Raw genomic sequence first — 18,485 nt, 5'->3', positions numbered from 1 at the left:
ATACTAATTTCCGCGTAAAGTTCTTTAAATCAGAACGGTATCCAATTCTTTTCGTGCCACGCAGTTTTCAATGAAACCAATTTAAAGCATCCGGTTCTTTTGCGGACACAAGACGCCGTTTCCACAAGAGGCGTTTTCACCACCACTTCGCGTCAAACCGCCCGCTGCGTTTCTCGACCACAGCAAGACGTTTAGCTGTTCGGAAGCACAAGTGTCGAGATCAATCCTGAACCTTCTTGTTCACCAACGGGAAAAGGCGTCGCTAATCCGTTGCACTTTGTTGACAAAGTCGCAGTTTCTTGCAACGCACTGCCGCTTAGGATACGCAGGCGCACCAGCGGAGCACCGGGCTGGTGCTCCGAGTATATTCAGATTCGAATGCGCGTCGTGCTGGACAACCGTGTTCACTGTCTTTACATCGCGTGATCTTTCCGGGAGAAATCGTCCGGTGCTACCGTTCCGCACGGCGAAGGATCGTATCAGATCGTAAAAGAGTTAGGGCCACGCTCAAAATGCAGAAAGAATCGTTGTTTTTCAAAGGAAAAGACATCCTACTGACCGGTGGGACGGGCTCATTTGGCCACGCGTTCGTTCGCATGACGCTCGAACGGCATCAGCCGAACAGGATCATTATCTTGTCGCGGGATGAAATGAAACAGTGGGAAATGGCCAAGCTGTTTCAAGCTGATGAAAGGGTGCGGTTCTTTATTGGCGACGTCCGGGACCGGGAAAGACTTTACCGAGCCATGAACGGCGTCGACTATGTGGTTCACGCTGCTGCCAGCAAGATCGTGCCGACGGCAGAATACAATCCCTTCGAGTGTGTGAAGACAAATATAAACGGCGCGATGAATGTTATCGACGCGGCGATCGACAACGGCGTGAAACGCGTGGTGGCACTCTCGACGGACAAGGCGTCCAGTCCGGTCAACTTGTATGGCGCAACCAAGCTTGCCTCCGACAAGCTGTTCGTCGCAGGGAATTCCTATGCCGGTGGTGACGGCACCAGGTTTTCCGTCGTGCGCTACGGCAATGTCATGGGATCGCGCGGATCGGTGATACCATTCTTTATGTCCATCCGAGAACAAGGCTGCTTGCCGATCACGGACGAACGTATGACGCGCTTCATGATTACACTCGACCAGGGAGTGGAATTGGTCTGGCATGCCTTCAACGACATGGTGGGCGGTGAGATCTATGTTAAGAAAATTCCGTCCATGAGAGTAACAGATATCGCTAAAGTGATTGCTCCTAATGCCGAACTAAAAGTCGTCGGAATTCGTCCAGGAGAAAAGCTCCACGAACAGATGGTTGGTACGGAGGACGCCTATTACACCTACGAATATGATCAGTATTACAAGATCCTGCCTAGTATTCACAATTGGGACACGACGAGCGAGCGCATCAAGAATGGGGAAAGGGTTCAAGAAGATTTCCTCTATTCAAGCGACAACAACCCTGACTGGATGTCGCCAGAAAGCCTGGAGGCATGGATAGAAGCAAACAAAACAAAAATCGGCTTATTCTAATGATACCCTACGGCCGTCAAGACATCAGTCAACAGGACATCGATGCGGTAATCGAAGTTCTCAACTCGGACTACCTTACCCAGGGACCTGTTGTGCCCAAGTTTGAATCGGCAGTCGCGACTAGGGTGAACGCCAATTTTGCGGTTGCGTCCAATTCGGCCACTTCATCTCTGCATTCAGCGGTTTGGGCGCTTGGTCTGGAAGCTGGTGACCTCTTCTGGACAACGCCTATTACATTTGTCGCTACGGCTAATTGCGCCAGATATCTAGGTGCTGAGGTCGATTTTGTCGATATCGATCCAGCCACATTCAACATGTGCCCTGAAGCTTTGGAGCGAAAGCTTGTAGCAGCAGAAAAAGTTGGTCGATTGCCCAAGGTAATAGCTCCGGTGCACATGTGTGGGCAGTCACCGGACATGGCTAATATTTCCAAACTGGCGCGTAGATTTGACGTTAAGGTCTTAGAGGACGCCAGTCACGCGATTGGTGCAGAATACAAAAACAATGCCGTCGGCGATTGTTCACACTCAGATATCACAGTCTTTAGCTTTCATCCGGTAAAAATCGTTACGTCGGCCGAAGGCGGCATGGCCGTGACAAATTCTGAGAAGTTGGCGAGCAAGATGCAACTGTTCCGCAGCCACGGAATTACGCGCGACGAAAAAATAATGCAGGGAGAGTCAGAAGGGCCTTGGTACTATCAACAGTTAGCACTCGGCTTCAATTACCGCATGACCGAGTTGCAGGCTGCTTTGGGCTTGAGTCAACTCAAAAGATTGGACAAATTTGTTTTGCGTCGGAACGAACTCGCGAGACGCTACGACGCGATGTTTTCTGAGTTGCCGGTGACCGTTCAAAAGCTTCAAGCTGATTGTTACTCGTCATACCACCTCTATGTTCTTCAGTTAAGTTGCGAAAGTTTGGCAAAGCGGCTTTCATTCTTTAAGAACCTACGAGCCAAGGGGATAGGTGCAAACGTTCACTATATTCCGGTACACCTTCAACCATACTATCAGAACCTGGGATTTAGGTCTGGTGACTTCCCATACTCTGAAGATTATTATAGCAGAGCTATTTCAATACCACTCTTTCCCGGTCTATCATTCTCAGAGCAAGACTATATTGTAGAAACAATATCACGTGAGCTCCCACAATGACGCTTGTAATCATTCAAGCGCGAACTTCATCAAGTCGGTTGCCGGGTAAGGTTTTGCTTCCGATAAACGGAATTCCGATGGCTGTGTTAGCTGCGTTGCGAGCTGGCAATACAGGAATAAAGGTGTTACTAGCGACATCAAATGAAGCGAGTGACGACGTTCTTTGTTCCTATGCCGAGGAATACGGAATACCTGTATTTCGAGGCTCGCTCAACGACGTGTTGGGACGTTTTGCCGACATTGTGGCGCCGTTGGACGATGACGCGCCAGTTGTCCGTCTAACCGCAGACAATCCGGTGCCGGATGGCACATTGATTGAAGAAGTGGTCAATTATTTTAACTCCGAACATCTTGATTATCTGCGAACCAACGGGATTGAGTCCGGATTACCTTACGGGGTAAGTGTCGAGGTGATTCGTGCTTGGTTAATTAAGAAATCGAATTCATACGCAATTTCAAAGCATGATCGCGAACATGTTACGTCTTGGGCGCGGTCAAATGTTGAAGATCGAATATTTAAAAAATATGAATATCTAAATCTTGCAGATGTTTCCGCTACGGTTGATACCCTTGACGATTACTTAAAGGTATCAAGTCTGTTCAAGTCATTTCAGGATGCGTGCTCTACACATTGGGGCGAGCTTGCTGAAGACCTAGCACGTAAGGAGAGAGGACGCATCACCACCCTCCCGAAATTCGTTCTTGGTGCGGCTCAGCTGGGAATGCAATATGGAATAACTAACGACGTTCCATTTGTGGAACATGATGCATTGCAGATGCTCGAATATGCGGTCGACCAGGGAGTTGCAGTTGTCGACACGGCGCGTTCTTACGGAAAAAGTGAAGCGATTATTGGCGCATTCAGGAAAACCCGGCAAGATTCATCCCTTGCGATTTGCACAAAGCTCGATCCTTTGGCGGCTCTATGCAGATTGAACACAGATGATGTCGAAGTTGTAGAAGCCTTAGTCGAACACAGTGTCTGGAAATCCATGGCCACGCTGGCAACTGAGCGTCTCGACACGCTTATGCTGCATAGAGCATCGCAGTTATCAAGCTGGTCAGGTGTCGTCTGGAGCAGGCTGAGGGCTTTTCGAGCTTGTGCCCAAATAGGACGGCTGGGTGTGTCCGTTCAATCACCGGAAGAATTACTTCTTGCCCTGTCATTCGACGACGTCGAGCACATCCAAATCCCAGCCAATTTGTTGGACCACCGATGGGACAATGTAATCCGAGAGCTACGCGCAGCTCGGTCCAAAAGGAAAATAACAGTTCACGTTCGTTCTTCACTGCTGCAGGGGCTATTGGTCAGTGACAATGCTGAGACATGGCGAAAAGCCCAATGTGGAGACGCAACACCCGTCTTAAACTGGTTGGGGGAAGTCCGACGCAAAACAGATCGCGGTTCGATAGCAGACTTATGTTTTGCCTGGGCTCGCGCACAAGATTGGGCTGATGCCGTCGTCGTTGGCAGCAATTCCAAAGCACAGTTGATGGAAACAATTGAACTATTCAAAGAACCGCATTTGACTGTCAAACAGCTAGAGTACATCAACGATACGCGGCCAATGTTGCCTGCGCAGACCCTAAACCCAGCAATGTGGAGTTGATGACCAAAATGGCTGTCTCACACATCTTTTCATTGCAAGGGCACAGGGTAATGCTGACGGGGGCGACAGGTCATCTGGGTAAAGAAATTGCGATGGGGCTGGGAAAAGCAGGGGCGGAACTGATCTTAATTGCGCGAAACGAACAGCAAGGCGAAGATTTAGTTGATGACCTTGCAAAGTCGGGTATCAGGGCAGACTTTATCGCCTGCAATCTGGCAAATGAAACGAGCATTGATTGCATCGGAGAAATGGTTCAAAACCAAGCAATCCATGGCCTTGTCAATAATGCCTATAGCGGTGGAGGTGGCAGTGTCGAAACCTCCGATTCCGACCAGTGGCGGGCCGCGTACGAAATCAGCGTTGTTGCGGCGCAGCGATTAGTCAAACTTCTGTTGCCAAATTTGCGTCAGGCAGTCTGCCAGACAGCAAATGCTTCTATCGTCAACATTGGTTCAATGTATGGGTCTGTGAGTCCTGATCTGAGAATCTACAAGGACAAATTTTCTAGTAATCCACCTTACTATGGCGCCGCAAAGGCAGCTCTCGGGCAATTTACTCGCTACGCCGCTTGCGAGTTGGGCAGCGAAGCTATCCGAGTGAACCAGATATCACCGGGTCCGTTTCCTTCGCCCGCTGTTCAAAATCATCTGCCTCACTTCATCCAGAAACTCAGGGGCAAATGCCCGTTGGGTAGAATTGGTGAACCAAATGAAATTGTTGGACCTGTAGTGTTTCTGCTTTCTCCTGCCTCTTCATTCATAACGGGTTCCAATCTCGCAGTCGATGGAGGGTGGACCGCTTGGTAAAACGGCCAAAAATCGCGTTCAGAACCGACGCATCTCTGAAGATCGGAACCGGGCACGTAATGCGATGTTTGACGCTGGCCAATGCCTTGCATCGAACAGGGTGTGAATGCCTATTTGTTTCACGCGAGTTGGATGGAAACCTGATCGATCTCGTGGCTTCCCTAGGTTTTGAGGTGATCAGGCTCAATTCGCCATTTTCCCGAAATGAAGCACCTTCGTCTCCATCCCATGCTCATTGGGCAGAAGTTCCCTGGATGCAAGATGCAGACGAGACCGGCATAGCGCTTTCGGGTTTTCGGCCTGACTGGGTCGTTTTGGATCATTACTCTTTTGACTACAAATGGGAGCACCGCGTCGTTGCCGAGACGAGTGCCAAGCTATTTGTTATCGATGATTTGGCCGATAGATACCATCAAGCCGATTTATTGTTGGATCAGACCGTTGGTCGGCAGTCGAGCGACTACGAAAATCTTGTACCAGCGACATGTCAAATCCTGGCTGGGACGAAATTTTCGTTGTTACGTGAAGAATTTGCCAATCGTCGCGCGATGTCATTGCTCGAAAGAAACCAAAAGTCGATCAAGCGCATACTGGTTACCCTAGGTGGTGTCGATCTCGGCAACACAACTACGCAAGTATTAAAAAAACTTCTGGAACAGGACTTACCTTCAGAAGTTGAAGTTAGCGTAATTCTAGGCTCCACTGCTCCTCATCTGTCTCTCGTAAAGAGTTTTGCAAAAGAGTTGCCGTTCAAGTGCGATGTCTATGTCAATGCCACCAACATGGCCGAGCTGTTTTCGAAGGCTGACATTGCCATAGGTGCAGCAGGTTCCACTAGTTGGGAACGGTGCTGCGTCGGACTTCCTTCTATCGTGCTGGTAACAGCGCCAAATCAGCTTCATGTTGCAAACGCACTAGCTAAGGCAGAGGTTGCAATCCCCGTAAAGGAACTGTGTACCAATAGCTTTGCGGAGGCTTTCAATCAGATATCCTCGGCGAGTGTCAGAAAAAGAATGTCAGATGAAGCTGCTAATATTTGTGACGGAGACGGCGCCTGGCGTGTCGCGTCAAAAATAGGCCCCGACAACTTGGAGTTTCGCAAAGCAGATATCCGAGATGCGAGGCGCGTATGGGATTGGCGAAATGAGGTGCAGGACAAAAGATTTTCGATGAACAGAACGCAGCCAAGCTACGCAGAACATTATCGTTGGTTTCAAAACGCCCTTACAGACCCGTGTTGTCAAATCTTCATTTTCATGATCGGAAGATGGCCCTTTGCTTATCTTCGATTGGACAAGGTATCAAATTCTGAGGCAAGCATTAGTATTTGTTTAGAAAAAATGGCTCAAGGAACTGGAATGGGCACTAAAATTTTGCAGCATTCCAAAACTATTGCGAAGAAATCAAAAATAGATTTCTTGGATGCGACAGTACACATAGAAAATGTTTCTTCGATCAGGGCATTTGAAAAAACCGGATTCAAGAAACTATCGCAGTCTTCGTCTTTCTTCACATATCAACTCAGCATATCTGGAGGGTGCTAATGTCTATTTCTATCGACGATCGGAAAATCGGTATTGGGAACCCACCTTATGTGATTGCGGAGTTGTCCGCTAATCACAATGGCAATCTAGAAAATGCGCTTTCGATAATCAAAATTGCGAAAGAAGCTGGTGCAAACGCCGTAAAAATACAAACCTATCGCCCGGACACGATTACCTTGAAAAGTGATGCTCCGGATTTCCAGATTGCTGATGGTCCATGGGAAGGACGTAGCCTTTATGACTTATATGACTGGGCACACACTCCTTGGGAATGGCATGAAAAACTCTTCTCTTATGCCAAGGAACTTGGCATAACTCTCTTCTCCTCTCCATTCGATTTCAGCGCAGTCGATCTTTTGGAAGACCTAGGTTCCCCCGCCTACAAAATAGCGTCATTCGAGGCTGTTGATTTACCGCTGATCCGCTATGTGGCGTCGAAGGGTAAGCCGCTGATCATTTCTACAGGCATGGCTGATTTACAGGAGATTGAAGAAGCCGTTGCTGCCGCAAGAAAAGGTGGATGCGAGGAACTTGCGCTGTTGCTTTGTGTTTCTGGATACCCGGCCCCTCCTTCAGACTATAATCTAGTGACAATTAGAGACATGATCTCGCGTTTCGATGTGCCGATCGGTCTGTCAGATCATACCCTGGACAACACGACTGCAATAGCCTCGGTTGCGATAGGGGCCTCGATACTCGAAAAACACGTTACCCTTGACCGAGCCGGCGGCGGTCCCGATGACAGTTTCTCGCTGGAACCAAACGAGTTGTCGGCTCTGTGTCAGGATGCGAAAACTGCATGGACTGCTTTGGGCGAAATAAACTATGGAAGAAAATCTAGTGAAAGCAGCAATGTGAAATTTCGACGGTCGCTATATTTCGTAAGATCATTGGATGCTGGCGATGTAATCACCGAGGGCGATGTTCGTAGCGTGCGGCCCGGTTACGGAGCCCCACCAAAGTTTCTCGATGTCATTATAGGTAAAAAGCTCCGGCAAGCAGTTGACTCCAATTCACCCGTTCTCTTGGAAAATATCATAGCTGATGATTGACATTCCAAGCACAAGGGCACCTGTGAGAGAAAAAGATGATAAGAAAGTTCTTTCAGAAAAAGAAGAAGAAAAATGGAGCTGACACTTTTTTGTATACGGTGAATGAATTAAACAACATTAAGTATTCTTCTGAGAGACTTGCAAGTATAAATGCAAAGAAAATTTGCAAAGATTTCCTTAAGTACAAAAAGTCAAACACGTTGTTTGTTCTTGGGAGCGGCCCAACCATAAATGATCTTGACAAGGCCGATTTTGAATTGATTGCCAAGCACGATTCAATTGGATTTAACTGGTGGCTGGTTCATGATTTCGTTCCTACAATGTACATGTTTCAGTTCCCTCCCAATAGGGAAAATGAAATCACCTCAATTTTTAAGGATAGAGAAAACGAGTATAAAGAAGTCCCAATTATCTTCAGAGGTAGCCAGCTTGGTGTAAATTCGGACGAATATCTTCCAATCATAGAATCTACTTTTGGAGGATACGACATTTATTTCATGAATGAATTCCCGGTCCACTCGAAGTGTGAAATTGACGTCGACAAATTGATTCAATTTGTGAAAAATCTAGGTTTTTTCGAATATAGCAGAATCCCGAAATTTTTTGTGAAATGGAGGGGAACTTTAGGTTTGCTGGTCTCATTCGGTTACGCGATGGGATATGAGAGGATTGTGCTATGCGGAATTGATATGAACGACGAAACCGCTGGCCAACATTTTTTCGATGCTACTGACTACAATGAGAGTCGATCCAAATATTCTTTACCTGCTTCCGGTGAGCATAACATTCATACAATGATGGACACTCAATACTCCAAAAACACCGTTGGTGTATATCTTGCAGCCTTGAATCAGCACATGAGAACCAGAAATGAGAGCCAGATTTATGTTGCTTCGAGCAAGTCCGCTCTAGCATCCATATTGCCACTCTGGCCGTTTAAGCAACAATGAATCCTTCTACTGCGAAGGTCGCTGAGTTTGCAGATCCAATGCGACAAATTTTTGAACCATATCCGTGTGTAAAGAGAAATCTGCGGAATTACTAGAAAAGCCAAGTATCAACTCTGATTCCAGTCGGTTTTCTGCATAGAACTAACTCTATGAAGAATACGGCGATTTGTTTCACTACGAATTGTGATGGTGATGCTAATGAGAGATGTTGAGGGAGCGAGGAAACCCTGCCGGCTGCAGGACCGTTCCTCCTTTGATCATCGCGTGCGATGAGCAGCCCGACAAGTGTCAATGTTGACTAGAGGTAGTCGATGCTAAAGTACTTTTTTTCAGTATCTGGTCGAAACATATGGCTCCAATTTGCAGCGCAACTTGAGCAAAGGCAAATTGCAATCCCTTGTCTTTGGATTGGCGATCCTCGATTGGAAAGTGCGGCCAAAAGCGCATTACCTGATTGCGATGTTATTGATTTTGATGGCCTGCGCTATTCACCTCATCTCCAGACAGCAGACATTTCTGTAAACAATCTTCATTTTCTTGATTCAGGAGATTTCCATCGCGTTAAAGATAACGCTGCAAAAATGATGGATAGAATAGATACCGGAAAAAGTTGGTCTCGCCTTGATAGGGAAGCGGCTATACTATCGGTCATATTTTGGGGGGTTGGGAAAATAAACAAACACAAACCGAATTTCTTTTTTGCGATAGAATCGCCGCACGTGTATACATCTTATATACTTTATGAGCTGTGTAGATATTATAATATTCCGACGTTTACCTTAGGTTGGTTTCCCCTTTCGGGGGGGCTCTATTTAAGAAAGGGCATCAATGATCAATTGATTCCATATTCTGGTCCAAGAGACGTCTCGATCGATTTAAAAATGTGGGAAAAATTTGAACAATATGCGGAAACGGTTTGCGCTTCGTCGGTCGTCCCATGGGAGCCATCTTACATGCGGCACCAAAAGACTAAGCATATAGGCGATGGAAAACGCTATTTTTCCTACGTAAGTCAAAAAACGCGTGGAAAGCTGCGTAGACTATTAAAACCTTCGAGATTCATGTCCGTTACTAAGGGTTATTTTAGAGATCGGTCGCGACTGCAGTATATTTCAAGTCTCCAAGAGAACATTGACATGCTAGCCTCTGAAGGACACGACTTACAAAAGCCATTTGCCTATTTTCCGTTGCAATATGAGCCTGAACGAACGACAAACCCGGACGGACTGAAATACACAGACCAGATACAGGCGCTGGCTGCCTTGCGGGATAGCTTACCTGAAGACTTCACTATCTACGTTCGAGAACACCCTTCTCAACTTTACAGCTCTACCCGTGGGTTTCTTGGGCGCAGCCTTGAGTTTTATCGAGCGATTAAGTCTATCCAAGGGGTTCAACTGCTTCGAAACGACGATATCTCTTCGGCCGAACTGATCAAATACGCTTCTATTACTGCGACAATTTCTGGTACTGCAGCACTCGAAGCTGCTTTGATTGGCAAAAAGTCGCTGCTATTCGGCCATTCTTGGTTCTCAGGTTGCCCCAACGTTGCAAACTTCGACAGACACATTGATTTGCCCAAATTCATCGCAGAACCCGCGAATGACCCTAGTGATGTGCGAGAGTTTTTACGTAATAGATTTGTAACGTACACGTTTCCCGGGTATCAAAACCCTAGTCAAAAGAAGCTGTATCCAAATATTGCAGACGACCCTAAATATCAACATCTGGAGATTGAGGGCCTTCTTCATTCGGTGGCGAAGGATTTGATTCCCTGTTTAAAGTAGAAATTTTCGGATCTCGTTGCGGCTGATAAGTGTGTCCAGGATGACCTGCTCCCCTGAAATGTCTGCGTTTTGAGGTTAGTCTGCCGTAATTTGCAGTGCTACCCAATATGCCCTCGGGACGGGCTAGAGTTTTCCGGACCAAATCAAGAACACGGGCTGGCTGCAGGTTCTGATTTCATCAGGTTCACCGGCGCCTTGTTGCCGATGGCACCGTGAGGTGTGTGTTCGTTGTAGTCCTTGCGCCAATCCTCCAACTTTTCGACTGCATCCGCGAGGCTCAGACATCATTCGGGCCGATAGCTTCTTGGCGATCGTCCCGGAGCTTCGCTTTCACCCGGCGCTTCGGATGTTTGTTCCTGAGTTGCAGGCCCAAGTCGTTGTAGATACGCCGAGTGTTCTTCTGATTGATCATCCAGCCCTCCCGGCGCAGCAAAACTTGCACGCGCCGGTATCCGAACCGGACACGTGTCTGGTAAATCTCCTTGATCCGCTGTTCCAAAGTGGCCTGGCCGGGTCGACGGGACTTGTACCGATAGGTTGTCGGATCGAACAGGGCCACCGCGCAGGCGCGGCGAATGGACACCGACCAGTTCGATCGCATCTCGTCGACCAGCGTTCTCTTCCGGGCAGGCCTCAGATCTTTCGTTTGACGATGTCCTGAAGCATTTCCTTGTCGAGAGACAGGTCCGCAAAAATCTTCTTCAACCGGGCATTCTCCTGCTCCAGCTCTCAGAGACGCTTCATCTCCGAAGGCATCAGGCCCCGTACTTTTTCCGCCAATTGAAATAGGTCGCCTGGCTGATCCCCGCCTCACGGCAGATCTCAGCGACAGGGACACCTTCGTCCCCACGCTTCACAATGAACGCCTTCTGCGCATCCGAAAACTTCGATGCCTTCATCAATTCCGCTCCTTTCCAGCCAGGAAATTCGTCGCGGAAAACTCTGACCCAAATCGGGCGTATTTAGCGGGGGCACATCAGATTGAAGGGTACAGACGATGAAGCGATCTAGGTTCTCCGAAGAACAGATCATTAGCATTTTGAAAGAGCATCAGGCCAGCATTTCGGCGGCGGAGCTTTGCCGCAAATATGGCGTCAGCGATGCGACCTTTTACAAGTGGCGCTCAAAGTATGGTGACATGGAGGTGTCTGAGATCAAACAGCTTATGGCTCTCGAAGAAGAGAACGCAAAATTGAAGAAGCTGCTCGCAGAGTCGATGATTGATGTGTGGAAGTGTCAAAGATCTTTCGCTCTTTTGTTTTCAGACGACGGCTCCTTGGGTTTGATCTTGCTTCTGGTAGAGCGTTGCCATACGCATGTATTTTCGGCTGGACCATTTACCGGCCGCAATGTGCCTGAGGCTTGCCGCGGCCAGGTTCAGGCATGACTGACCGTCCGGGAAGGCCCCGACACCCGTGTTCGTTATCGGATCTCCTTCACAATCCGTTCGAAAGGATTGTTGGTTCTGATCTTGCGCCAATGGCTGTCCGGAAAGCCATAATAGGTCAGTGTCTCACCGATGCTCTCTTCGATGAGATCTACTGCTTGCATCAATCGCCGCGCTCACAGGTCTGCGATAACCGCGTCGGCCTTTTCCTGTGCAGCCTTTCGGTTCTCCTGAGCGTGGATCGCCTTCAGCATATGGGTCACTTCCCGAACCTTGGTGGACGGCACGTGACTGAACACATTCCTGTAGAAGTGAGCCATGCAACGCTGCCACACTGCATCGGATAGGTAATCCGCAATGCTCTTCACAAGACCTCGGCAAGCATCGGAAATGATCAGCTTCACGCAGGTCTAGCCCCGGTCCACCAGATGGCGCAGGAAGTTTGACCAACCGGACTTGTCATCCTTGGCCCCCTCGCAAATGCCAAGAATTTCCCGGCAACCGTCCGCATTGACTGCGCTGGCGACAAGCAGGGACACATTCCGAACCTCACCGGCCCAGGTCCGCTTTTTCACGATCCAGTCGAGATAGAGATAAGGATGCTCACCCTCGATGGGCCGGTTCCGCCATTCCTCGACACTGCATTCCCGCCGCTGATAGCGCTCAATGATCGTTGTCTCGAACGTCTGGCGCCGAAACTTCGGCATCTTCAGCTTCAAATCGCCCGCCTTGGTGTGCAGGGAACGTTCGTAACTGCTGGCACGCGTGTCCTGGTGGCCTTCGCTCCTCTAGTAGCGGCCCGCACCGCAAAGCCGGTCCGCTTCCGCATCCAGTATCGCATTTAAGACCAGTTCGACTGGTTCTTTTGATACGTCTATACCGTGCACTGCAGGGGCATGCGTGATTACGGTGTTGATGTGTGAAAATTCAGAACTGAGAGTGAAAGGACCGGCGCCTTCATGGAAGCAATTTCTCACATATTCAATTAGATTTTCACGGCGCAATTTTTCGAAGGGGATATGACCCAGTTTCGCTTTCAGTAAGTTCAGAGAATAAACTTTTGAACGTCTAAGTGGCCTATTCACTTCACGCATATCTGCAACGCGGATGTGGATCACATCGCTGACGATTGATATATTGGCGACGCGCATTGTAGAAACGCTCTCACTTCGATCAATGCGGCGCTCAGTTTCAAGTGCTCACTGCTCAGCATTTTTGCGGCGTCGAAAAGTATCAGATTGATAGACATCCTTGCGACGGGCCTTAGCGCGCCGGTTAACAGATTGGTGCTTTTGAAAAGTGGCCAAATTTGCTATCCAGCGTTTGCACTATGTGTATTCCAAGAGATCAAAAGGGGTCCAAACGTGTGCAATTTTGTCCAACTTGATCTGCCCATGTTCGACTTTAGTTCCTTGAAAATTAAGAAAAAATGCAGAAATATCAAGAGTATAAGTTCTCTGTTGCACCCATGATGGAGTGGACCGACAGACACTGCCGTGCGTTTCACCGGCAGTTGACCAGTCGGGCCTTGCTTTACACGGAAATGGTGACGACAGGTGCCGTGATACATGGGGACCGGGAGCATCTGATCGGGTTTTCCGATCTGGAGCATCCGATTGCCTGCCAGCTGGGTGGGTCTGATCCGCGGGAAATGGCCGAAGCGGCGAAGATCGTTGCCGATTTCGGCTATGACGAAGTCAACATCAATGTCGGTTGTCCGTCCGACCGGGTCCAGTCCGGTCGCTTCGGCGCATGTCTTATGCAGGAGCCGGACCTTGTTGCTGCTTGCGTTGCGGCGATGAAGGACGCAGTCGATATTTCCGTCACCGTCAAATGCCGGATCGGCGTCGACGACCAGGATCCCGAAGTGGCGTTGGATAAAATGGCGGAAGCCGTCTTCGCGGCCGGATCCGATGCGCTTTGGGTTCATGCCCGAAAGGCCTGGCTGCAAGGCCTCAGCCCGAAGGAAAACCGCGATATCCCACCACTGGACTATGATCGCGTGGTGCGTTTGAAACAGGGATATCCCGACAGGTTCATTGGTCTGAACGGTGGCCTGCAGACGCTGGACCAGGCCGAACCCTATCTGGCGATCCTTGACGGTCTGATGTTCGGTCGCGCGGCCTATCACACGCCTCAGATCATGGGCGAGGTGGACCGCAGGTTTTATGGCGCATTGACCGAGGATGTCTCACCCTGGGATGCGGTCAAGGCACATATGACGTATCTGGAAGACCGTTTGAGCAACGGCGTGAAACTGGCACACATGACCCGGCATATGCTTGGTCTCTTCCATGGCCGGCCGGGTGCGCGCTCCTGGCGGCGCATTCTGACCGTCGAGGCTATCAAGCCCGGGGCGGGACTGGAAGTCGTTGAAAAGGCTCTGGCAGCAGTAAGCCCTGCAGGCTTCGACCAGGAAGCGGCCGAATAGTCAGAACTGTTTCGGGTTTACCGTCAACCCCGGGTCAGGGCGTCATGATCAATCTGTCACCTTCAATCCGCCAGCTGCGCAACCGGTCCAAGGCGCTCATGCCCAGAAGGTTTCCTTCAAGGGCGCCTTCACGCGCCACGAAACCTCGGACATTGCGCAAGGTATGATCGCCGATCGTTAGAGTTTCAATGCGCACCGGGGCGACCAGCGTCCGGCCGTTTGCCGTCGACACGGGAACGGTAAAGGACAGGTCGTCCGGGTGGAAACCAGCCCGGCGGGCAGCATCGTATGTCAGCACCACGGCGCTGGCACCTGTGTCCAGAAGAAAGCGGGTCCTGGTGCCATTCGTTTGTCCTTCAACGACAAAGTGGCCGCCCGCGTCCCTGACAATCAGGATTGATCCGTCCGGCTGCGTGACGGCAAGGCCCGGCGCAAGTGCGCCCAACACCCGGTATCCCGCCTGAACCAGATCGGTCCGATAGGTATAGCCGACAACAAGAAAGACGCACAATCCGCCCCAAAAGACGGTCGCCCGCAGTATCTCGCGAACTTTGGGTTGCCCGAAGACAACGCTGGCGAGAAAGACGAATGCCAAAGCCGAGAGCGCGACGATGCGAGGACCTGTGTCATCGAAATTGATGTTTTCCGGATCCGTCGGGTCGCCGAAAAAGGCATAAAAGGCTACGGCGGCCATGGCGGTCACCAGCAGGACCACGATCAGTCCACGGAATTTTTTCGGTCCGTCCATTACTGTTCACCTTCCAGGCTTCCGTTCTCACGGCGCCTGTCGAGATCGGACAGAACTTCAGCGCGTTCATCGTCGCTGAAGCTTGCCCAGCCGGCAATTTCGTCAAGCGAGCGCAGGCAACCGGTGCAAAGACCGCGCTTCTGGTCGATTTGACAGATATTTATGCAAGGTGACTTCATAAGGCGCATATGGCGGCGAAATGTGGCCGTGCCAAGTCTGATTGTGGCAAAAAGAGGAGGTTCAACAACTGATCAGCCACCCCCGGCCAGAGTAACGGGCGCGGCGATGATGCGAATTGGAAGCGTGACTGTGTTGCCGATGAAATCGCCCAGTCCTTCACTGGTCTTGGCGCGGCCCCCCATGTCGGAAACCGATGTCAGGCCCGATTGTCCGAGCGTTTCTCGAAATTGCGGACTGAATTCGGCCAATTGGGCGAATTTTGAGTGATGCGAGCTGTCCAGTGACTGAAGGTCAGTCACGTCGACAACGACGGCACCGAGTTCCGCCAGCTCCTGATCGTTGGAGTAAGCGCCGACCCGTTCCTTGCCACCGGCAATTGCCCTTGATAGGCGCAGAGCCCGGTCGTCGCGAGAAACGATCACCATGTAGGGTCGCGGGCGCGGCCCCAACTTCTTCAACTGCGCCTTGAAGAGATCGATGTCGATATCCGGAGCCGCCAGAACCACATCCTGAAGCTTTCCGGCCAGCAATTTGCGTTTCTCCGGCGGTGTCTGGATCGCTGCTTCCATCAGCAACCAGTTGCCCATGGAATGTGCAAGAATGTTGATCTTGTCGGCATTGGTTCTCGAGAGTTGCAGCATGGTTTTCTGCAGAGCCTGACGGGCAATTGCCGCGCTGTTCAGATCGTAGATGTAGTCCTGGACCTTGCCGCGGGAGGCCCAGGTGAAAAGAACGGGAACCGCATCGAGGTCCGCATCGTTGACGATTTGCGTGAACCGAAACAAGGCTTCCGGAAAGCGGGTGTTGTATCCGTGGATGAACAGGAAGATTTCGCGCTCGCCCTTGGGCAGCTTTGCCAATCGTTGATTAATGTCCCGCGTAAATGCAGCTTCGTCGCTGATGTAACTGGCACTCCGCGTGACAAATTCGGTCTCGGGGTCGCCTGGAAGGCTTGATGGCCATTCGATTGCGCCGGGTTTGTGTGTCGGCGGAACTGAAATGACCGCCTCGGCAAAACTGACTTCCGAACCGCGTTCACCGCTGAAATAGGTGTCAGGCTGGTTATCCTTTTCCCGTGTCGTGACGATCAGGATATCGTGGTCCTTCGTTCCTTCCGCGGGTGCGATTGAAACTTCGAGCGCACCGACAGACGGTCGCCCGCCACAAGCCGACAGAACGAAAAGGGCAACAAGGAACAGTGCTACCACTGGTGCCGAAACCCTGAAACGCGGGCGGACCATTGCAATCGACTGGTCGGTCATTTCTGCTGGCTGTCCTTCATCACTGCTTCAAGGCACCATAAGCATCCCGAGCAAAAAACCAAGCCCGGCGAGTTGCTGAATCGCGCCAAGTACATCACCCGTGGTGCCACCGATCTTGTCGAGCGCAACGCGTCCGGTGAGGTAGGCTGCTCCGATAGCAATCAGGATACCCAGCAGAAATGCTTCAACCGAAAGGATGAGCGCTGCCGGAAGCAGGAGGGGGATGGTCACAAGCAGGGCCTGTTGAACGGTTTGATGTTCGGGTTTGCCAAAACGGGCCGCCAGTCCTTCCGGGCGCGCAAGAGGGTGCTTTTCCCACTGCCAGACAAGCAGTGCGCGGCTGAGGGCCTCGCTGCCAAGAAGCAACAGGGCGGCATCTGCAGGACTGAAACGCAGCCAAAGCGCGGCAAGCAACGAGACACGCAGGAGAACCGAAATCAGGAGAGCGAGGGCCCCGAACGCACCGATCCGGCTGTCCTTCATGATCTGCAGACGTTTCTCGCGTGTTTCTGCGCCGAAGAACCCGTCTGCTACATCGCTTAACCCATCCTCATGCAGCGCGCCGGTGACCATCGCCAACATGCCCGCAACAAGTGCTGCGACGGCAAGCGGCGGCAGATGCGTGAAGCCGAGAAACATGCCGAGGCCAGCAGCGGGCAACGCGACCGCAAGGCCGGCGAGGGGGGCGGCCCTTGCAATTCGAGTAAAGTCGGGAGCTGCGGATGGATCATCCAGTGCGTTGACCTTCGAGAGCGGCAACCGGGAAAAGAAACGGGCGCACGCAGCCGTGTCAGCGGCGAAGCCCTCGATGTCCAGACCATACTTTTTTCCACGAGACCGGGTACCTGTGGCACTCGTTGAGAGCCCGGAATCGGAGGTCTGGTCGGTTTCAGGGCTCATAAGGCCGGTCCTGCGCTTGAGTTTTGTCAAGGTGCGGTTATAGATCAGCCGCTTAACAGGACCAAGTGGCTGACGACCATCCACAAGAAGACCGGGAACCAAGAACATGTCCCTTTCCGACACCGCGCTTCCATTCGACGATATCCGCAACCTGGTGAAGTCGATGCCTGGACCGGACGATGAGGCTCTCATGAAAGTTCGTGAGCGCGACAGCCAATTGACAAAGCCGGCCGGATCGCTTGGACGCCTTGAAGAGATTGCCGAATGGCTTGCAGCGTGGTCCGGAAATGCCCCTCCCAAAGTCTCCCGGCCTTTGGTCGCGATTTTTGCAACGGCGCATGGCGTCGCCGATGAAGGCGTTTCCGCGTTTCCGAGCGCTGTGAACAAACAGATGGTCGAGAATTTCGCCGCGGGCGGCGCGGCCATCAACCAGATTTGCCGTAGCAATGACGTCGGTCTCAAGGTGTTCGACCTCGCCGTTGATCTGCCGACGCCCAGCATCACCAGGGAAGATGCGATGGACGAAGCCAATTGCGCGGCGACCATGGCTTACGGCATGGAAGCGCTGGCCGGCGGTATCGATCTCATCTGCCTGGGAGAAATGGGCATCGGCAACACCACTGTTGCAGCCGCTGTTCTGAACGGGCTGTTTGGCGGCAGCGCCGAAGAATGGATTGGACGCGGCACTGGCGTTGACGACGAAGGCCTGGCGCGCAAGCGGGAGGCGGTCGAAATGGCCGTGGCACGCTTGAACGGGGTCAGGGATCCGCTCGAAATTCTGCGGCGCGTCGGTGGCCGTGAAATCGCGGCGATGGCCGGTTTGATCATCGCAGCAAGGCTGCAGAGAGTGCCGGTTGTTGTCGATGGTTTTGTGACGACGGCTGCCGCTGCTGTTGTTTACGCTATGGACCCTGCCGGTTTGGACCATTGCCTGTTTGCTCATGTCTCTGCAGAGCAGGCACATTCAAGAGCGCTGGACCATATGGGCAAGGACGCCCTTTTCGACTTCGGGATGCGTTTGGGCGAAGGTTCCGGCGCTGCGCTTGCGACCGGTATCATCAAGGCCGCGGCAGAGATGCACTCCGGCATGGCGACCTTCGCGGATGCCGGGGTTTCGGAAAAGTCTGAATGAGAATTGGGAA

Annotated in this window: 15 protein-coding genes and 3 pseudogenes; 11 read left to right on the top strand and 7 right to left on the bottom strand. The window is 51.3% G+C overall.

The window, feature by feature from the left end; translation table 11 throughout:
- The first annotated feature begins 512 nt into the window (after positions 1-512).
- The 8 genes from pseB to ABLQ08_RS00325 all read left to right on the top strand — a co-directional run bounded on the left by pseB (position 513) and on the right by ABLQ08_RS00325 (position 10,435).
- Positions 513-1,529 carry a UDP-N-acetylglucosamine 4,6-dehydratase (inverting) gene (pseB, locus tag ABLQ08_RS00360; protein WP_352938108.1) on the top strand — a complete coding sequence of 339 codons (1,017 nt, stop codon included), beginning with the start codon at positions 513-515 and terminating at the stop codon, positions 1,527-1,529.
- Positions 1,529-2,686, top strand: coding sequence for a UDP-4-amino-4,6-dideoxy-N-acetyl-beta-L-altrosamine transaminase (pseC, locus tag ABLQ08_RS00355; protein WP_352940484.1), 1,158 nt, complete (start codon positions 1,529-1,531; stop codon positions 2,684-2,686). Before pseB ends, pseC begins: the two co-directional genes overlap by 1 nt.
- On the top strand, positions 2,683-4,296 hold the full coding sequence (locus ABLQ08_RS00350; RefSeq protein ID WP_352938105.1) for an aldo/keto reductase: 1,614 nt from the start codon (positions 2,683-2,685) through the stop codon (positions 4,294-4,296). Before pseC ends, ABLQ08_RS00350 begins: the two co-directional genes overlap by 4 nt.
- On the top strand, positions 4,296-5,102 hold the full coding sequence (locus ABLQ08_RS00345) for an SDR family NAD(P)-dependent oxidoreductase (protein WP_352938103.1): 807 nt from the start codon (positions 4,296-4,298) through the stop codon (positions 5,100-5,102). The genes ABLQ08_RS00350 and ABLQ08_RS00345 overlap by 1 nt, the downstream gene beginning before the upstream one ends.
- On the top strand, positions 5,096-6,646 hold the full coding sequence (gene pseG / locus ABLQ08_RS00340) for a UDP-2,4-diacetamido-2,4,6-trideoxy-beta-L-altropyranose hydrolase (protein WP_352938100.1): 1,551 nt from the start codon (positions 5,096-5,098) through the stop codon (positions 6,644-6,646). The genes ABLQ08_RS00345 and pseG overlap by 7 nt, the downstream gene beginning before the upstream one ends.
- The gene (gene pseI / locus ABLQ08_RS00335) at positions 6,646-7,698 is read left to right on the top strand and encodes a pseudaminic acid synthase (RefSeq protein ID WP_352938098.1); all 1,053 of its coding nucleotides are present in this window, start codon (positions 6,646-6,648) and stop codon (positions 7,696-7,698) included. Before pseG ends, pseI begins: the two co-directional genes overlap by 1 nt.
- A 35-nt stretch (positions 7,699-7,733) precedes the next feature.
- Positions 7,734-8,648 carry a hypothetical protein gene (locus tag ABLQ08_RS00330; RefSeq protein WP_352938096.1) on the top strand — a complete coding sequence of 305 codons (915 nt, stop codon included), beginning with the start codon at positions 7,734-7,736 and terminating at the stop codon, positions 8,646-8,648.
- A gap of 311 nt (positions 8,649-8,959) precedes the next feature.
- On the top strand, positions 8,960-10,435 hold the full coding sequence (locus tag ABLQ08_RS00325; protein WP_352938094.1) for a hypothetical protein: 1,476 nt from the start codon (positions 8,960-8,962) through the stop codon (positions 10,433-10,435).
- A gap of 143 nt (positions 10,436-10,578) precedes the next feature.
- Here ABLQ08_RS00325 and ABLQ08_RS00320 read toward each other — a convergent pair.
- A pseudogene (locus ABLQ08_RS00320) lies at positions 10,579-11,334 on the bottom strand (transposase).
- 98 nt (positions 11,335-11,432) lie between these two features.
- On the opposite strand from ABLQ08_RS00320, the pseudogene ABLQ08_RS00315 reads away from it, so the two are divergent.
- A pseudogene (locus tag ABLQ08_RS00315) lies at positions 11,433-11,660 on the top strand (transposase); the annotation flags it as partial.
- Positions 11,661-11,857: 197 nt separating this feature from the next.
- Here the strand turns inward: ABLQ08_RS00315 and ABLQ08_RS00310 are convergent.
- Together ABLQ08_RS00310 and ABLQ08_RS32645 are read right to left on the bottom strand one after the other, a co-directional pair.
- Positions 11,858-12,562: pseudogene (locus tag ABLQ08_RS00310) on the bottom strand (IS256 family transposase).
- 48 nt (positions 12,563-12,610) lie between these two features.
- A complete protein-coding gene (locus ABLQ08_RS32645) occupies positions 12,611-12,973 on the bottom strand; it encodes a hypothetical protein (RefSeq protein ID WP_417714878.1) in 363 nt (120 codons plus the stop codon).
- A 278-nt stretch (positions 12,974-13,251) separates the two neighbouring features.
- On the opposite strand from ABLQ08_RS32645, the gene dusA reads away from it, so the two are divergent.
- Positions 13,252-14,253, top strand: a complete 1,002-nt coding sequence (dusA, locus tag ABLQ08_RS00305) for a tRNA dihydrouridine(20/20a) synthase DusA (protein WP_352938092.1) — start codon at positions 13,252-13,254, stop codon at positions 14,251-14,253.
- A gap of 34 nt (positions 14,254-14,287) precedes the next feature.
- On the opposite strand, the gene ABLQ08_RS00300 is transcribed toward dusA, so the two are convergent.
- From ABLQ08_RS00300 to ABLQ08_RS00285, 4 genes are all read right to left on the bottom strand, one after another.
- Entirely contained in the window at positions 14,288-15,001 is a 714-nt protein-coding gene (locus ABLQ08_RS00300) for a retropepsin-like aspartic protease family protein (RefSeq protein WP_352938089.1), read from the bottom strand.
- Positions 15,001-15,180 carry a DUF1289 domain-containing protein gene (locus ABLQ08_RS00295; RefSeq protein ID WP_352938087.1) on the bottom strand — a complete coding sequence of 60 codons (180 nt, stop codon included), beginning with the start codon at positions 15,178-15,180 and terminating at the stop codon, positions 15,001-15,003. The genes ABLQ08_RS00300 and ABLQ08_RS00295 overlap by 1 nt, the downstream gene beginning before the upstream one ends.
- A gap of 72 nt (positions 15,181-15,252) precedes the next feature.
- Positions 15,253-16,443, bottom strand: coding sequence for an alpha/beta hydrolase (locus ABLQ08_RS00290; protein ID WP_352938084.1), 1,191 nt, complete (start codon positions 16,441-16,443; stop codon positions 15,253-15,255).
- 27 nt (positions 16,444-16,470) lie between these two features.
- The gene (locus tag ABLQ08_RS00285) at positions 16,471-17,451 is read right to left on the bottom strand and encodes an adenosylcobinamide-GDP ribazoletransferase (protein ID WP_352938083.1); all 981 of its coding nucleotides are present in this window, start codon (positions 17,449-17,451) and stop codon (positions 16,471-16,473) included.
- Here ABLQ08_RS00285 and cobT point away from each other — a divergent pair.
- Positions 17,450-18,475, top strand: coding sequence for a nicotinate-nucleotide--dimethylbenzimidazole phosphoribosyltransferase (cobT, locus tag ABLQ08_RS00280; protein ID WP_352938081.1), 1,026 nt, complete (start codon positions 17,450-17,452; stop codon positions 18,473-18,475). The two genes, ABLQ08_RS00285 and cobT, sit on opposite strands and share 2 nt — an antisense overlap.
- The last annotated feature ends 10 nt before the right edge of the window (positions 18,476-18,485 follow it).

It is taken from the genome of Roseibium sp. SCP14 (genome assembly GCF_040329475.1).
Lineage (GTDB): Bacteria > Pseudomonadota > Alphaproteobacteria > Rhizobiales > Stappiaceae > Roseibium.
The sequence above is the reverse complement of the archived record's forward strand: the minus strand, read 5'-3'. Positions and strand labels throughout refer to the sequence as shown.

Bases quoted from the DNA above. Each gene is read 5' to 3' on its own strand.
- pseB (WP_352938108.1), top strand. From the start codon at position 513: ATGCAGAAAGAATCGTTGTTTTTCAAAGGAAAAGACATCCTACTGACC.
- pseC (WP_352940484.1), top strand. From the start codon at position 1,529: ATGATACCCTACGGCCGTCAAGACATCAGTCAACAGGACATCGATGCG.
- ABLQ08_RS00350 (WP_352938105.1), top strand. From the start codon at position 2,683: ATGACGCTTGTAATCATTCAAGCGCGAACTTCATCAAGTCGGTTGCCG.
- ABLQ08_RS00345 (WP_352938103.1), top strand. From the start codon at position 4,296: ATGACCAAAATGGCTGTCTCACACATCTTTTCATTGCAAGGGCACAGG.
- pseI (WP_352938098.1), top strand. From the start codon at position 6,646: ATGTCTATTTCTATCGACGATCGGAAAATCGGTATTGGGAACCCACCT.
- ABLQ08_RS00330 (WP_352938096.1), top strand. From the start codon at position 7,734: ATGATAAGAAAGTTCTTTCAGAAAAAGAAGAAGAAAAATGGAGCTGAC.
- ABLQ08_RS00325 (WP_352938094.1), top strand. From the start codon at position 8,960: ATGCTAAAGTACTTTTTTTCAGTATCTGGTCGAAACATATGGCTCCAA.
- ABLQ08_RS32645 (WP_417714878.1), bottom strand. From the start codon at position 12,973: ATGCGCGTCGCCAATATATCAATCGTCAGCGATGTGATCCACATCCGC.
- dusA (WP_352938092.1), top strand. From the start codon at position 13,252: ATGCAGAAATATCAAGAGTATAAGTTCTCTGTTGCACCCATGATGGAG.
- ABLQ08_RS00300 (WP_352938089.1), bottom strand. From the start codon at position 15,001: ATGGACGGACCGAAAAAATTCCGTGGACTGATCGTGGTCCTGCTGGTG.
- ABLQ08_RS00295 (WP_352938087.1), bottom strand. From the start codon at position 15,180: ATGAAGTCACCTTGCATAAATATCTGTCAAATCGACCAGAAGCGCGGT.
- ABLQ08_RS00290 (WP_352938084.1), bottom strand. From the start codon at position 16,443: ATGACCGACCAGTCGATTGCAATGGTCCGCCCGCGTTTCAGGGTTTCG.
- cobT (WP_352938081.1), top strand. From the start codon at position 17,450: ATGTCCCTTTCCGACACCGCGCTTCCATTCGACGATATCCGCAACCTG.
- ABLQ08_RS00285 (WP_352938083.1), bottom strand. From the start codon at position 17,451: ATGTTCTTGGTTCCCGGTCTTCTTGTGGATGGTCGTCAGCCACTTGGT.